Source organism: Alcaligenes sp. (assembly GCF_050255915.1).
Classification (GTDB): domain Bacteria; phylum Pseudomonadota; class Gammaproteobacteria; order Burkholderiales; family Burkholderiaceae_B; genus Alcaligenes; species Alcaligenes aquatilis.
The window spans coordinates 13,049-26,905 of record NZ_JBFWIQ010000018.1; the positions used below are offsets into that span (position 1 = coordinate 13,049).

At 57.2% G+C, this 13,857-nt stretch carries 15 protein-coding genes; 5 read left to right on the forward strand and 10 right to left on the reverse strand.

From position 1 onward, the window contains the following. The first annotated feature begins 28 nt into the window (after positions 1–28). Positions 29–1,678, forward strand: coding sequence for an AMP-binding protein (locus AB7E06_RS17815; RefSeq protein WP_376914151.1), 1,650 nt, complete (start codon positions 29–31; stop codon positions 1,676–1,678). A gap of 54 nt (positions 1,679–1,732) precedes the next feature. Here the strand turns inward: AB7E06_RS17815 and hemL are convergent, their stop codons facing one another. From hemL to thiD, 3 genes are all read right to left on the reverse strand, one after another. After that, the gene (gene hemL, locus AB7E06_RS17820) at positions 1,733–3,016 is read right to left on the reverse strand and encodes a glutamate-1-semialdehyde 2,1-aminomutase (protein WP_094197750.1); all 1,284 of its coding nucleotides are present in this window, start codon (positions 3,014–3,016) and stop codon (positions 1,733–1,735) included. A gap of 64 nt (positions 3,017–3,080) precedes the next feature. Then, positions 3,081–3,749 (reverse strand): thiamine phosphate synthase, encoded by a 669-nt coding sequence (gene thiE / locus AB7E06_RS17825; RefSeq protein WP_321268739.1) that lies wholly within the window; start codon positions 3,747–3,749, stop codon positions 3,081–3,083. Further along, entirely contained in the window at positions 3,742–4,551 is an 810-nt protein-coding gene (gene thiD, locus AB7E06_RS17830) for a bifunctional hydroxymethylpyrimidine kinase/phosphomethylpyrimidine kinase (protein ID WP_108728542.1), read from the reverse strand. The genes thiE and thiD overlap by 8 nt, the downstream gene beginning before the upstream one ends. A gap of 140 nt (positions 4,552–4,691) precedes the next feature. Here thiD and AB7E06_RS17835 point away from each other — a divergent pair, with 140 nt between their 5' ends. The 4 genes from AB7E06_RS17835 (at position 4,692) to AB7E06_RS17850 (ending at position 6,702) form a co-directional block, all read left to right on the forward strand. Continuing rightward, a complete protein-coding gene (locus tag AB7E06_RS17835; RefSeq protein ID WP_009460582.1) occupies positions 4,692–4,856 on the forward strand; it encodes a rubredoxin in 165 nt (54 codons plus the stop codon). Between the two features lie 112 nt (positions 4,857–4,968). Next, positions 4,969–5,490, forward strand: coding sequence for a YqgE/AlgH family protein (locus tag AB7E06_RS17840; protein WP_376914154.1), 522 nt, complete (start codon positions 4,969–4,971; stop codon positions 5,488–5,490). A gap of 16 nt (positions 5,491–5,506) precedes the next feature. Then, a complete protein-coding gene (gene ruvX / locus AB7E06_RS17845) occupies positions 5,507–5,914 on the forward strand; it encodes a Holliday junction resolvase RuvX (protein ID WP_094197746.1) in 408 nt (135 codons plus the stop codon). 23 nt (positions 5,915–5,937) lie between these two features. Further along, positions 5,938–6,702 (forward strand): lysophospholipid acyltransferase family protein, encoded by a 765-nt coding sequence (locus tag AB7E06_RS17850; RefSeq protein ID WP_094197745.1) that lies wholly within the window; start codon positions 5,938–5,940, stop codon positions 6,700–6,702. Positions 6,703–6,707: 5 nt separating this feature from the next. Here AB7E06_RS17850 and AB7E06_RS17855 read toward each other — a convergent pair whose 3' ends face one another. The 7 genes from AB7E06_RS17855 to AB7E06_RS17885 form a co-directional block, all read right to left on the reverse strand. Next, positions 6,708–7,544, reverse strand: a complete 837-nt coding sequence (locus tag AB7E06_RS17855; protein WP_094197744.1) for a symmetrical bis(5'-nucleosyl)-tetraphosphatase — start codon at positions 7,542–7,544, stop codon at positions 6,708–6,710. A 3-nt stretch (positions 7,545–7,547) separates the two neighbouring features. Continuing rightward, positions 7,548–8,708: an LPS export ABC transporter permease LptG gene (lptG, locus tag AB7E06_RS17860; protein WP_094197743.1), complete on the reverse strand. Its 1,161-nt coding sequence runs from the start codon at positions 8,706–8,708 to the stop codon at positions 7,548–7,550. Between the two features lie 53 nt (positions 8,709–8,761). Next, positions 8,762–9,532: a monofunctional biosynthetic peptidoglycan transglycosylase gene (mtgA, locus tag AB7E06_RS17865; RefSeq protein ID WP_420534748.1), complete on the reverse strand. Its 771-nt coding sequence runs from the start codon at positions 9,530–9,532 to the stop codon at positions 8,762–8,764. Next, a complete protein-coding gene (gene aroE / locus AB7E06_RS17870; RefSeq protein ID WP_094197741.1) occupies positions 9,483–10,334 on the reverse strand; it encodes a shikimate dehydrogenase in 852 nt (283 codons plus the stop codon). Before aroE ends, mtgA begins: the two co-directional genes overlap by 50 nt. A gap of 106 nt (positions 10,335–10,440) precedes the next feature. Next, complete coding sequence (locus AB7E06_RS17875) at positions 10,441–11,310, reverse strand: energy transducer TonB (RefSeq protein WP_094197740.1); 870 nt, start codon at positions 11,308–11,310, stop codon at positions 10,441–10,443. Positions 11,311–11,315: 5 nt separating this feature from the next. Next, positions 11,316–13,205 (reverse strand): ribonuclease catalytic domain-containing protein, encoded by a 1,890-nt coding sequence (locus AB7E06_RS17880; protein ID WP_094197739.1) that lies wholly within the window; start codon positions 13,203–13,205, stop codon positions 11,316–11,318. A gap of 41 nt (positions 13,206–13,246) precedes the next feature. Beyond that, entirely contained in the window at positions 13,247–13,834 is a 588-nt protein-coding gene (locus AB7E06_RS17885) for a YqiA/YcfP family alpha/beta fold hydrolase (protein WP_094197738.1), read from the reverse strand. Positions 13,835–13,857 lie beyond the last annotated feature (23 nt).

Here is a 13,857-nt window from a genome sequence, read left to right on the forward strand (position 1 = left end):
TGGGGCGTAATCTACGCAGGAGATAAGGATGGAACGTTCAGCGCACCTTGATACCTTTGCACGCGACAATCTGCCACCCATCGAGTGGTGGCCAGAGATGTTGCTGGAAGGAAATCCGGATGTGGATTATCCCGCTCGTCTCAATTGCGCCGTGGCGCTGTTGGGTGAGCAGGTAGCAGCGGGGCATGGTGATCGCGTGGCTTTACAGTGGGCACAGGGCGATGAGAATCGCAGCCTGACCTACAAGCAGCTGGATGTGCTGACCAACCGTATCGCTCATGTTCTGGTTGAGGACATGAAGTTGGTGCCCGGGAACCGGGTTTTACTGCGAGGCCCCAATAACCCCATGATGGCCGCTTGCTGGTTGGCCAGCATCAAGGCCGGTTTGGTGACTGTTCCCACCATGCCTTTGTTGCGTGCCGTGGAGCTAAAGACGATTCTGGGCAAGGCCGAAATCCATGCTGCCTTATGTGACGAGCGCCTGCGTGAAGAGTTGGAACACTGCATGGATTGCGCGCATGACTCTTATACGCCGGCTCTCAAGCAACTGCTGTGCTTTAACGATGAAAGCGCTCAGGGTTTGGAAGCCCTGCTGGCTGGCAAACCCGAGGACTTCACAGCCTGCGATACGGCGGCCGATGATGTTTGCCTGATCGCCTTCACCAGTGGCACGACCGGACAGCCTAAAGGTTGTATGCATTTTCACCGCGATGTACTGGCCATGTGCGATACCTTCTCGCGTCATGTGTTGCGGTTAACGCCTGATGATGTGGTTTGCGGTACCCCTCCTTTGGCCTTTACCTTTGGCTTGGGTGGTTTGTTGTGCTTCCCGTTGCGTGCGGGGGCATCCACGGTATTGCTGGAGCGTCTGACGCCTTCGGATCTGCTGGGCATGATTGATCGCTTCAAGGTGACCATGAGCTTTACTGCGCCCACCTTCTATCGTCAGATGGCCGGTTTGGTGGATCGGTACTCCTTGGCCAGCTTGCGTGCCACCGTGTCGGCAGGTGAGGCCTTGCCGGACGCCACACGTCAGCTTTGGAAGCAGGCCAGCGGCATCGAGATGACGGACGGCATTGGTGGCACGGAAATGATTCACGTGTATGTATCCAGCCCACCAGAAAAAGTACGTGCCGGTGCGATTGGCCAAGTGGTACCCGGTTATGTCGCCACGATTTTGGACGATGATCTGAATCCGGTGCCCGTTGGTACGGTGGGTCGTTTGGCAGTGAAAGGCCCAACGGGCTGCAAGTATTTGAACGACGAACGCCAGAAGCAATTTGTTCAGGGTGGCTGGAACTTCCCTGGCGACACCTTCAAGATGGACGAGGACGGCTACCTGTATTACCAGGCCCGTAACGACGACATGATTGTTTCCTCGGGCTACAACATTGCCGGCCCAGAGGTGGAAGGCACCTTGCTCAAGCACGAGGCTGTTGCCGAGTGTGGCGTGGTGGGCGCCGCCGATGAAGAGCGGGGCCAGATTGTGCAGGCTTTTATTGTGCTTAAACCCGGCTTTACCGGTAGCGACGAGCTCAAGAAAAAGCTGCAGGATTTTGTGAAGGAGAATGCCGCGCCTTACAAATACCCGCGTGCCATCGAGTTCGTGGCGTCTTTGCCACGTACCGAAACTGGCAAGCTGCAGCGCTTTGTGCTGCGTCAGATGGCACAGGGCTGACTCATCAGACAATAAAAAAGCGGGCTTAGGCCCGCTTTTTTGTGTCCGGCGCGTTTAGTTTTTAAAGTTGGCAAAAACCTCGCGGGCCGCTTGCACGGTTGCGTCGGTAATGTCGGAGGTGTGCTGTACCGACACAAAACCGGCTTCAAAGGCTGACGGTGCAAAGTACACACCCTTATCCAGCATGGCGTGGAAGAACTGCTTGAAGCGTTCGATGTCGCCTGCGGAGACTTCGGCCAGGGAAGTGGGGACGTTCTCGCTGAAGTAGATACCGAACAGGCCGCCCTGGTGGTCGGCGGTGAAGGGGACACCGGCTTCTTGCGCCGCGGCTTTCAGGCCCTGAATCAAGTTGGCCGTATTGGCGGTCAGGGTGTCGTAGAAGCCGGGTTGAGCCAGTTTCTTCAAGGTGGCCAGACCCGCAGCCACAGCGACAGGGTTACCGGACAGTGTGCCTGCCTGGTAAACACCACCGACAGGAGCCACGCATTGCATGATATCGCGGCGGCCACCGAACGCACCGACGGGCATGCCGCCGCCAATCACCTTGGCCAATGTGGTCAGGTCGGGGCGAATGCCGGTCAGGCCTTGCACGCCTTGGGGGCCAACACGGAAGCCGGTCATGACTTCGTCAAAAATCAGCACGGCGCCGTATTCGGTACACAGCTCGCGTAAACCTTCCAGGAAACCGGGGGCTGGGCGAACCAGGTTCATATTGCCGGCAAAGGGCTCAACGATAATGCAGGCGATTTCGTCGCCCTTTTGTTTGAAGGCGTCGCGTACGGCATCCAGATTGTTGTAGTCCAGTACCAGGGTGTGGGCTACGAATTCGGCCGGTACACCTGCGGAGGTGGGATTGCCAAAGGTCAGCAGGCCGGAACCGGCTTTGACCAGCAGACTGTCAGCATGGCCGTGGTAGCAGCCTTCAAATTTGATGATGGTATTGCGGCCGGTAAAGCCACGTGCCAGGCGGATGGCGCTCATGGTGGCTTCGGTGCCGGAGCTGACCAAACGCACTTGCTCGATGGATGGCAGCATTTGGGTCAGGGTTTCAGCCAGAACGACTTCGCCTTCGGTAGGCGCGCCGTAGGACAGGCCATGAACGGCTGCTTCTTGTACGGCCTTGATGACGTCCGGATCGGAGTGGCCCAAAATGGCCGGGCCCCAGGAACCGACGTAGTCTGTGTATTGCTGGCCGTCTGCATCCCAGATGTAAGGGCCTTGGGCGCGCTCGACAAAGCAAGGTGTACCGCCCACGGAACCGAAGGCACGGACGGGCGAGTTGACGCCGCCGGGGATGACTTTGCAGGCACGTTCAAAAAGTTCGGAGTTACGGGACATGAGGCAAAAATCCAGATGTGAAAAGGTCAAGGCCAGGCTAGATAAATCAGCGCACGAAAGGCGATCAGTCCTGGGCGTGAAAGTAGTCGGTAAAGCGTTGCGCCGTGGCGCGTATATCGCTGGTCTCAAACAGGCTGCTGATAACGGCAACGCTATCGACCCCTGCTTGCAGCAGTTCGGGCATTTTCTCGGGTGTGATGCCGCCAATCGCAACAATGGCAGCACGCCGTCCCTCGTGTTCTTGTTCTTGGCAAAGCAGTCGAGCTTGTCGCAAGGTGTTCAGTTCAGCCGGTGGTGCTTCGGGTTTGATGCTGGACGGGTACATGGCCCCAAAGGCAATGTAGTCTGCATCGTCCGCCAAGGCCTGGCGAGCCAGATCCAGACTGTTGTAGCAGGAGCGTCCCAGCAGGGCTTGCGGCCCCAGTGCCTGACGGGCCTGGGTCAGCTCGCCATCGCTTTTGCCCAGGTGTGCGCCTTGCACGTCAAACTCTTGCGCCCAGCTCCAGTGATCGTTCACCAATAGCGGCAGATCCAAAGACAGGCATAACTTGATCAACTCTTTGAGCTGTTGTTGGCGGATTGGTTCCGGGCCATTCTTGCGACGAAATTGCAGCACCTGCAAACCCCCTTCGTGAGCAGCACGTACGGCGTTCAGCAAGCGGGCAGTGTCGTCCCATTCGGGAGTAATGCCGTAGAGACCGGCAGGAAAGCGCAGGGTGGCGGCGTTAGTCATTTTGGGGGGTAACAGGGTTGAACAGGCGGTGGCCCATACCGGGCTGGAAGGTGTCGGTGGCGCGTGCCTGTAGATGCAGCAAGGCTGATTCTACCGCGTTATCCAGCTCGTGACCTTGAGCCAGAAAGCTCAGGCAGGCGGTAGCCAGCAAACTGTCTATGTCCTGCTGACGCAGGCCGCCATCAAGCGGCATGCTGTAGTCCAGACGGCCATGATGTCCCTGGAACCGTGTGTGCCATTGCCCGGCAGCCCCTGGCACGCCTGTCACCAGCACAGCATTGGCACCGTTGTTCAGCAGGGTTTCTACAGCGTCCGGGGTATCGCCCAGTAGCTCGTCGGCTTGCCAGCGCTCCAGGCTTGGGTGGTCGATCAATAATAAGGAGCTCAGAGGCAGGAGCAGGCGTAAACTGGCATCAAGAGCGTCGTCCGCATCCTGCTCGTCCAGTCCGGTGGGCATGGCGCTCAGATGCAGCACCAAAGGCAGCTCGGGATAGTCGGAACAAAGCTCGGCCACCATGCTGGCGATTTCCGGGCTGTAGACGGGGCCACACTTGATGGCCTGAATGTTCATGTCTTCCAGCAAGCAGCGTGCCTGATCGTCGGCAATGTCTTCGGCCAGAGTTTGGATGTTTTCTTGCTGGGCACTATCGCGTACCAGCAAGGCAGTGGGCACGCTGACGATATGGCAGCCCAGATGGGCGCCATTAATGGCATCGGCAGGCAGGTGGGCGCCACCGCTTGGGTCATAAGGAGCCAGCACGAGCGCCAGGGCAGGACTTGAATTTTTGATTTCAGCAGCCATCTTGTCTTGGATACACCTGCAGGGCCAGCAAGGCTCTGGATGTCACAGGTTGAGTAATTTAGTAATATGAACCCCATTTTAATGGATTGCCCCGATTTGCACGCGGATCGGACTATGTTTACAAATACAGTAGGAATACTATGCGTACGTGGATGTGCCTGATTTGCGGCTGGATTTATGATGAAGAAGCTGGTTTGCCTGAGGAAGGCATTGCACCGGGCACACTCTGGGAAGATGTCCCTCCGAACTGGGTCTGTCCCGAATGCGGCGCTCGTAAGGAAGACTTCGAAATGATCCAAGTGTGATCATCTCAAGTTCCAAGGTGGTTTGTTTTGACGGGAGGTGTGTATGAGTGCCACTAGCCAGTCCCCGCTAATCCAAGAAAGCGCTGACCTAACGCACCACCTGTTACTTGCCATGCCCGGTGTGGTATCGGGCAGCTTGGCCGACACGGTGATTTATGTCTGTGAACATAATGAACAAGGTGCTTTGGGCCTGGTCATTAATCGACCAACGGATCTTAGCCTGGTTGAATTGTTGTCGCGCATTGAAGTGGACGTGGAAAACCGGGCTGATCTGGCCGGGACTTCGGTCTACTTCGGTGGGCCCGTGCAAACGGATCGCGGCTTTGTTCTCCATGACTCCGACAAAACCTATACCTCCAGCCTGGGGGTGGGTGATCTGACCCTGACAACCTCCCGCGATGTGCTGCAGGATGTGGCTCAAGGCCAGGGACCGGTGCATATGCTGGTCACGCTGGGCTATGCCGGTTGGGGCGCCGGTCAGCTGGAAAGCGAGATGGCCGACAATGCCTGGCTGAGCATCAAGGCTACCCATGAAATCTTGTTTTCTACTCCGGTTGGTGAGCGCTACGATCGCGCCCTGGCTTTGCTGGGAATCAGTCCTTTTACCCTGACAGGTGCTGCGGGCCATGCCTGAACATGAAACACCGTCAATGGTCAGCTCGGCGCAAACCTTGCTGGCCTTTGACTATGGCTTGAAAAAAATTGGCGTGGCGCTGGGCAATACCTTGACGCGCCAGGCCCGTCCTTATACGATTTTGCGGCCCGTTACACGGGAACAGCGCTTTGCGGCTATCGAGGCTTTGCTCAAGGAGTGGCAGCCCGATCGCGTCGTGGTAGGTTTGCCTTTGACCCTGGATGGCGGCGAGCAGTATGCTTCGCTGCGGTGTCGGCGTTTTGCCAACCAACTGCACGGTCGCTACGGTGTTGTAGTAGACCTGGTCGATGAGCGGGGCTCCAGCATGGAGGCTCAAGAATTGCTGGGCAATAATGACGATGATGATGCCATGGCAGCTTGCGTGATCCTGCAGCGATATCTGGACAGCCTGCCATCGGCCTGAGCCCTCTATAAGGTTGCAGCCTTTTGATTAGTTTATTTCGTTTTAGTTGGCGCGCTGTCGTTCTGATTGTGTGGGTCGTGGTCGGCTTGTTAAGCGTCGGTCTGCTTTTTCCGGTATTGCGTCCAGGTGGACGTCGCGTCATGGTGCTGCGCATGTCGCGCCTTTTGATGTGTATCTGCGGGGTGCGTGTTATTGCGCATGGTCAGGCGGTTCAGGATCGCGCTGTACTGTACGTATCCAACCATGTGTCCTGGCTGGATATCTTCGTCATCAATAGCGTGCGCTGCACGTCTTTTATTGCCAAAAGCGATATTCGACGCTGGCCTGTCATCGGCTGGCTGGTTGCCGGTGCAGGGACCGTGTTTATCGAGCGTGGTCAGCGTCGTGCCATTCAGGTTGTCAGCCAGCAAATGGCAAGCTGCTTTGAGCGTGGTGATGCTGTAGGGCTTTTTCCTGAAGGCACTACTTCCACAGGAATGGATGTCCGGCCTTTCCACGCCAGTTTGTTTGAGGCTGCCATTGCCTTGAATGTCGATATTCAACCGATGGCTTTGTTGTTTGAGCAAGCTGGGCAACGCAGTGAGCGTTTTGCCTTTGTGGGGGAGCAATCCCTGGTAGCCAACATCTGGGTGTTGCTAAGCGCCCGCAAGGTGTCGGTGCATTGCCATTTTCTTGACCTGATCCCAGCCCAGTCCTGTACGGAGTGGGGGCGCTCACAAACGGCACAAAATGCCCGTGAACAGATTCGCGCCGTCGTTTGTCCCGAAGCTGTCACCGTCGAGGCCTGAGAGGCTCAGCCCGGTTTTTTGCTTTCCGGGCAGTGAATCTGAACCAGGTGTCGGTCTTGCAGACGCACAGCGCTAAGCTGACGCCCCCAGACGCAGCCGGTATCCAGACTGATCACTGTAGGCGTGTTCAGCAAGCCCAGCGTAGACCAATGACCAAAAATAATAGGCACCTGGGCACAGGCGCGATTTGGCAATTCAAACCACGCCAGCAAACCCGATTCGGCATCCGGTGCCCCTTTGTGCTTGAAGTCCATGCGGCCATTCACATCACACATACGCATGCGCGTTAGGGTGCTGACAAGGGCACGCAGGCGGTCATAGCCTTGCAGTCCGGCATCCCAACGATCCGGGTTGTTGCCGAACAATTCGATAATTTTGTCTTGCCAGTCATCCGCACGCAGCAGTGCCTCCAGCTCGTGGGCGTATTCCAGCGTTTGTTGTGGGCTCCAGTCGGGATGCACGCCAGCATGCACCATCAAATGACCATGTTCGTAGTGGGCGAGCGGCTGGTGTCGTAACCAGTCCAGCAGTTCTACTGCGTCAGGGGCAGCCAGCAATGGCTGCAAGGTGTCTTGTTTGCCGGATTTGCGCACTCCGGCCGCTACGGCCAGACAGTGGATGTCGTGGTTACCCAGCACGCAGACGGCGCGATCCCCCAGGGAGCGAATCAGGCGCAGCGCACCGAGCGAGTCCGGGCCACGGTTGACCAGGTCGCCTGCGAACCAGAACTTGGCCTGGTTATCGGCTGCGACATCAGGGTGGCTGAGCAAGCTGTCCAGGGGGCGGCAGCAGCCTTGAATATCACCAATCGCCCAGATGGCAGGGGAAGTAGCTAAGGACATGATTTAGTTAGTCGTACTGGAGTTTCGGCGACGCCGATTGTGCCGGTTTTCCATCATGATAAGGGCACTCAAGGCCATGGCCATGGCAATCAGGTTTGGAACCAGTGCGGTGACCCACGGCGCCAGGTTACTGAGCATGGCTACGTTCAAGGCCAACTGGTTGATCATGAAAAAGCCTACGCCCAGCAAGATACCTGTAAAGACTTTTGTTCCTACACCGCCGTGGCGGGTCTGCATAAAGCCGATAGGTGCGGCAATGGTAATCATGACCAGCAAGGTGAAGGGGTAGGCAACTTTGCGCCACAAGGCGACAACCTGGCGTTTGGTTTGCAGCTTGTTCGCATCCAGATAGCCAATGTAATCCTTCAAATCCAGAATGGACATGCGTTCGGGTGTGACCACTCGGGCAATCAGACGATCAGGTGTCAGTGTGGTGGTCAGTGACAGGTCTGGACGTTTTTCTATGCGAACCAGAGGCTGGTCCGGCGCCTTGTCTTGGGCCAAGGCCTCGTGGGATTGTTCGCTGACGTAGGTTTCGGTCACGTCCTGCAAGTCCAGCTGGTTTTTGTGGAATTGACCCGTTGGCGCTTGTGTCATTGAGCTCAGGCGTTGTCCGTCCGAGAAGTCAAACACGCTGACATCGCTGACTTTGCCATCGCCTTGCAGATTGGCAATATTGATGATGCGCACCCCACCACTATCGTTGCTTTCCTTGAACCAGTAGCCGCTGTCCAGGCGCCCGCCACCAGAGCGGCCCAGTAAGGCCATGCCTTGCTCGCTGGATTTGATCTCGGCCATAGGGGTGACGTACTCGGACAGGACAAAAGCACCGGCCACCAAGGGCAAGGTAATGGTCCAGAGCATCAGCATCATATGCAGGCCGCTGACGCCTGAGGCGCGCAAAATCACGAGCTCATTGCGTTGTGCCAGGCTGGCCAGGGCCAGGGTGGCACCAATCAGCAGGCCGATGGGGAGCAGATCGTACAAACGGGTGGGTAGCTCCAGGGCCTGGATGTAAAAAAGATTCATCAGGGTGAATTTGGAGCCTACGTTGTCCAGCTCTTCGATCAGGGCAAAAAAGCTGAACAGGCCAAGCAAGGCAATCAGCACCACAGCGCTGGAGCGATAGATTTCGGAAGCGAGATAGCGGCGAGCGGTGCGCATGAAAATAGGGCCCAGGAAAGACGTGGCTAGCTTAACAAAAATGCAGATTGCAGTCAGGGAATAGCGACTTGTCGCATACGTTGACTGATGGTGCGTGTGCGCGATTGTAAGTAGGAGCTGTTACGGTTTTTGTCATAGTAGGCCGGATTGGGCAACATGCTTGCCAGACGGGCCGATTGCATGGCACTGAGTTTGGCCGCATCGACTTTGAAGTAGTGGCGTGCTGCCGCCTGGGCACCAAATACACCTTCTCCCCATTGAGCCACGTTCAGGTACAGCTCCAGGATACGCTCCTTGCTCATGACGGTTTCAATCATATAGGTCAAAATCAGTTCCTGACCTTTGCGCAAATAGCTTCGGGACTCTGACAGAAACAGATTTTTGGCCAATTGTTGGGAAATGGTAGAGCCGCCGCGACGGCGGGCAGAGCCTTTTTCTGACTGGCGGCGGTTGTATTCCCATGCTTGACGAATGGCATCCCATTCGACACCGGAGTGGTTCAGGAAGTTTGAGTCTTCGGAGGCAATTACGGCACGTTTCAAATTGACGCTGATCTGGTCATAGGGGACCCATTGGTAGTGCAGTTCGGCGTCTGCATTGGCGCTGCGTAACTGGCCCTGTTCTGCCGCCATGAAGGTTGTCATGCGTGGTGGCATCACGCTGTACCAGAGCACCATTACAAACAGGGCGATCTGATAGATCAGGACACCGGCAGCCACGGCCAAGGCGGCTAGGCCCGCCAGTTTCCAGGGATGGACCAGTAGGCGACGCACGTCAGACTTGCCCGATTTCCTGGCGCAGCTTGGCCAGTACAGGTTCGACATCGGCCTTCACACCGTGCCAGATTTGAAAGCTGGCGGCCGCTTGGCCGACCAGCATGCCCAGGCCATCTATGCTCTGTGTGGCACCGGCTTGCTCGGCGGCGCGCATGAAAGCGGTGGGCTCACTGGCGTAGAACATATCGTAGGCCAGGGAATTGCTGCGGTAACGCGCGTTGGGCAGTTCGGGCAGATTTTGGTTCAGGCTGGCCGAGGTGGCATTGATCACAATATCCCAGTCGCCGCAATGGTCATCCAGACCGCCTGCGCTCAGGCGGCGGGAGGCATCCGGGTCTAGCGCGACGACCTGTTCACGAATGTCGTAGGCTTTGGCACTGGTGCGATTGATGATGTGCAGCATCTCGCAACCGGCCTCCAGCAAAGGGAACACCACCCCACGTGAAGCACCCCCTGCACCGATCAGCAAGATACGTTTGCCTTCCGGCTTGTGGCCGATACGCAGCAGGTCCGAGCACAGGCCCACGCCATCGGTATTGCATCCATGTAGTTGGCCATCTTCCAGCCACAAGGTATTGACGGCTCCGGCCATGCGGGCCCGACGGCTCAGACGTGGGCCGACCAGATCATAGGCCTGCTCTTTGAAAGGCAGAGTGACGTTCAGGCCGCTGCCGTTCTTGAAAAACTCCTCCACGGTGGCGGCAAAGCCATCCAGCGGCGCCAGGATACGCTCGTAGCTCAGGGCCAGGTTGAATTGGCTGGCAAACTGCGTATGAATGTGTGGGGAGCGGCTGTGCTCGATAGGGTGGCCAATAACGCCGTAGCGCTTGGCGGGGGTCGTGTCGGGCATGGTTAGGCGATGCGTGTCTTGTTGTGAGGACTCAGCACTCAGGCTGAAAGCAGGTATTTTACCCTAGGGGCTGCTCGTGCTTGGGCTTGCTGTGGACAATACGCTCTTACTGCGTACCCCCGCCTTGCATACTGAATTTGTCATGCGTAAAGCTCCAACTGCGGGTAATGACGAGTACATCCGCGCCGGGGGCCACGTGCTCAGGTAGGGGGGCGAAGGGGGCGGCCAGCTCAACAATACGTCGTGCAGCCAGATTCAGGGCGGCCTGGTCCGAGGGTTCAGTAATCTGGGCGCGCAGCAAGCTGCCATCGCGTCGGATGTAAACCGTCATTTGCAACTGACCGTATAGCTGTTTGCCATCCTGTTTCGGGTAGTGACGCGTGCCGGTTTGCTCAATTTTTTGACGCCACTGGTCTAGATACTGGGCCTGCTCGCTGGCTTTGGCGCTGGGGCCTACATAGTGATAGCGTGGTTGGCGTTGCTGTTCACGGATTTGCTCGCGCAAAATAGCTAGCTGGCTATTTTGAAGGTGCGGGTCCAGATCATGGTCGTCCGGGCCGGGCTCAATGGAAGCTCCAATATATTCAGGGTTGGGTGTGGAAGGCGGGGCTTTGTCCCGGCTTTCCAGCTCACCGAGCAGGCGCTGCTGTTCAGCTTCCAGGCTTTGCTGGCGGGCACGCAAGGCTTCCAGCACCAACTGATTGGGTAGATTAGGATCCGTCAGTGGCAAAGGGGTGCTGGCCTGTCCTTGCTGATGCTCTCCACCTCCATCCAGATTCAGTTGCGCCAAGAGTTGCGGGCTTAAGGGCACCGAATCGGTACTGAAATTGACCAGTGCTACATCCAGATGATTGGCCGGCGCTGGTGAGGGAGGGCGGCTGGGCCAGAAGATCAGCAAAAGGTGAATCAGTGCTGAAAGGGCGACCGCCAGCCACAGATAATCTTTGGGCGCGTGGCGGCGGTCGGGTTTGACCATGGTCGTCAGTCCGCCGTGGCGACCGAGCGCAAGCGGGCTTCTACCGTCAAAGCCAGTTCGTCGAAAGACAACAGATCCAGCGTGACTTCCTGGCCACGTTCCAGCGTGGGCAGGCCAGGTACGTGAAGCACGAGTGGCACATTGGTCAGGCGCACCAGATCTTCCTTGATGAAGCTGGCCTGGACCTGTTTGATGTCGTTTTGTTGCAGCCAGCGCAGGCACCAGAAGCGCTCCAGAGAGGACTGGTAGTCCGACCACTGGGTGTATTGCGATTCAAAGGCCCCAATGATGGCGTACAAATCCGCATCTTTGGGCTGAAAGGGGGCCGCCAGACGTGCAGAGATCCCGTGCTCGGCAGCCGCCAGAATCTGGCCCTGGTTGATCAGGTCCACATAACGGCGCAGGGGCGAGGTGGACCAGATGTATTGCGGCACACCAATGGATTCGTGCGGGCCGGGCGTGGTGGACATGCGGGTACGCATGAACTGCTGGGAGCGATAGATGCCAGGTACATTGTGCTCGGCCAGCAAGCCGCCCCACAACTGATTGGCCAGAATCATGTATTCAGCAATCAACAGGCTTAGCGGCGCATTGCGCACACGAGGTACCAGGCGAATGATGGAGTTGGGATCGTCGTGCGGGCCATCCAGCTCGAAGCTGTACTCGACCCGGTTATTGTTTTCTGGCTTACCCCTTACCGCTTCACGCTGAGCCGATAATTGGCGTGAGAAGTTCCACAGGGGGCGCAGCCATTGTTCGTAAGGCAGCTCGGCGTTTTCGTCGGCCAGGGCTGCTTCGCTGATCAGTGGGTCCAGTTCATGCTGACGCAAGTTGCCCGCCACAGTAATGCGTTCCAGACGGGTCTGATGTGACAGGATTTCGCCGGTGCTGATATCCGCATCTACATACAGCGAAAGGGTAGGGCGAGTTTGGCCTTGATCCAGCGAGAAACGCGCGATCAGTTCGGGCGGCAGCATGGGAATCTTATGGCCTGGCGTGTACACCGTAGCCATGCGATTGCGGGCAATTTGGTCGATCTCGTTGCCGCGTGTCATGGCCAGTGAAGGCACAGCGATGTGAACCCCGACACGCAGGCGCCCCGGTTCTGGATGCTGGACGGACAGGGCATCGTCAATTTCAATCGTATTGGCGTCGTCCACTGAATAAGCGGTGACATTGGCCTCGGGCAGATCCTGTCCCCAGTCTTGTAGGGAAATATGGGGAAAGCCCGTGCCTTTGGGGAAATGCGCGGCCAGAAAGCGATGTTGATGCAAGGTCAGCGGATTGGACCAGGCACCCAGCGATAGCAGCAGCTTTTCCGTGCTGACACCCAATTCTTTCTGGGCCTGGTCAAAGGCTTTCCATTCCAGTGTGTTCTTGTCTGGCTGGGTCAGGAAGGTGCTGGCCTTCTGAGCGATTTCAGGCGGCAGTTCGCCCTTGATCATCTGTTCGGCCCAGGTCTGGATTTGCTCTTGCTGCAGGCGCTTTTTCTCAATGGCAGCCAGGGCAGCTTGCAAAATTTCCGGAGGGGCGGGGCGATACAGTCCCTTGCCACGACGGTGGAAGTAGGCGGGCGCACTATGCAAGGCAAAGAGGGTGCCGGTCTTTTCGATAGCGTTGGGTGCGTGGCCAAAATACTCCTGTGCCAGCGTGGAGGCCTCAAATTCGTCCTGAGGGGCGCATTCCCACAAAAAGTTGATATCCAGGGATTCGGCCAGTGCCTGGGCTTTTTCCAGCAGTTCTGCCGGGCCGGGCTGCTCGAAGGTAAATAGAACGCTGTTTTTCTTGATTTTGCTGCGTTTGCCAGACGCGGATTCCACCTGCATGGTGGTATCGCTGTCAGAAAAGATTTTTTCTGCTTTGAAATTACCGCTGTCTTCAAAAAGGACGTACATGATTTTCCATCTGGATGGGACTGGCCATCCGGTAAAGATAGTTAAGGTTGTGGCAGGGCAAAGCGCAAAATTTCGTCGATCCAAGGATCAAAGTCGGTCAGGCCGTGATCTCCGCCCTCCAGAATGTGTCCTTGGCTGCCTTTGTACCAGTCCGCCATTTCGCGCCAGCTCAGGACTTCATCTCCTTTGGCAGCCAGCAGGTAAAAGCGCTGGGGATCGCTGGGGCGCGGTACGTGAATGTCGTTAAGCTCATCTACATGGTCGGGCAGGAAATGGAAGGGATCGGGCGAGTGATAGCAGACGTGTTCGCCCACTTGGGTTGCCAGATCCCGTCCTGCGTAGACCACCGGGTTAAGCAGCACGGCGCGGCTGTGATAGTGCTGTGCCAGGTGGCTGGCATAGTAACCGCCCAGCGAGGAGCCGATTACACATAATTGATCGGCGTCCATGCCCGCCTGCATTTGTGTGTCCACAATACGCTTGCACATGGCAATGGCCTGGGCCGGGCTGGCGGGCAACTGCGGGCAGCGCCACAGGTGCAGCAAGCCCCTGTCTTGCAGGGCTTGTTTCAGGCGCTGCGCTTTATAGGACGAAGGCGAGGAACGAAAGCCGTGTAGATAGAGGATCATGGAGGCACCTGCTATATAGATAA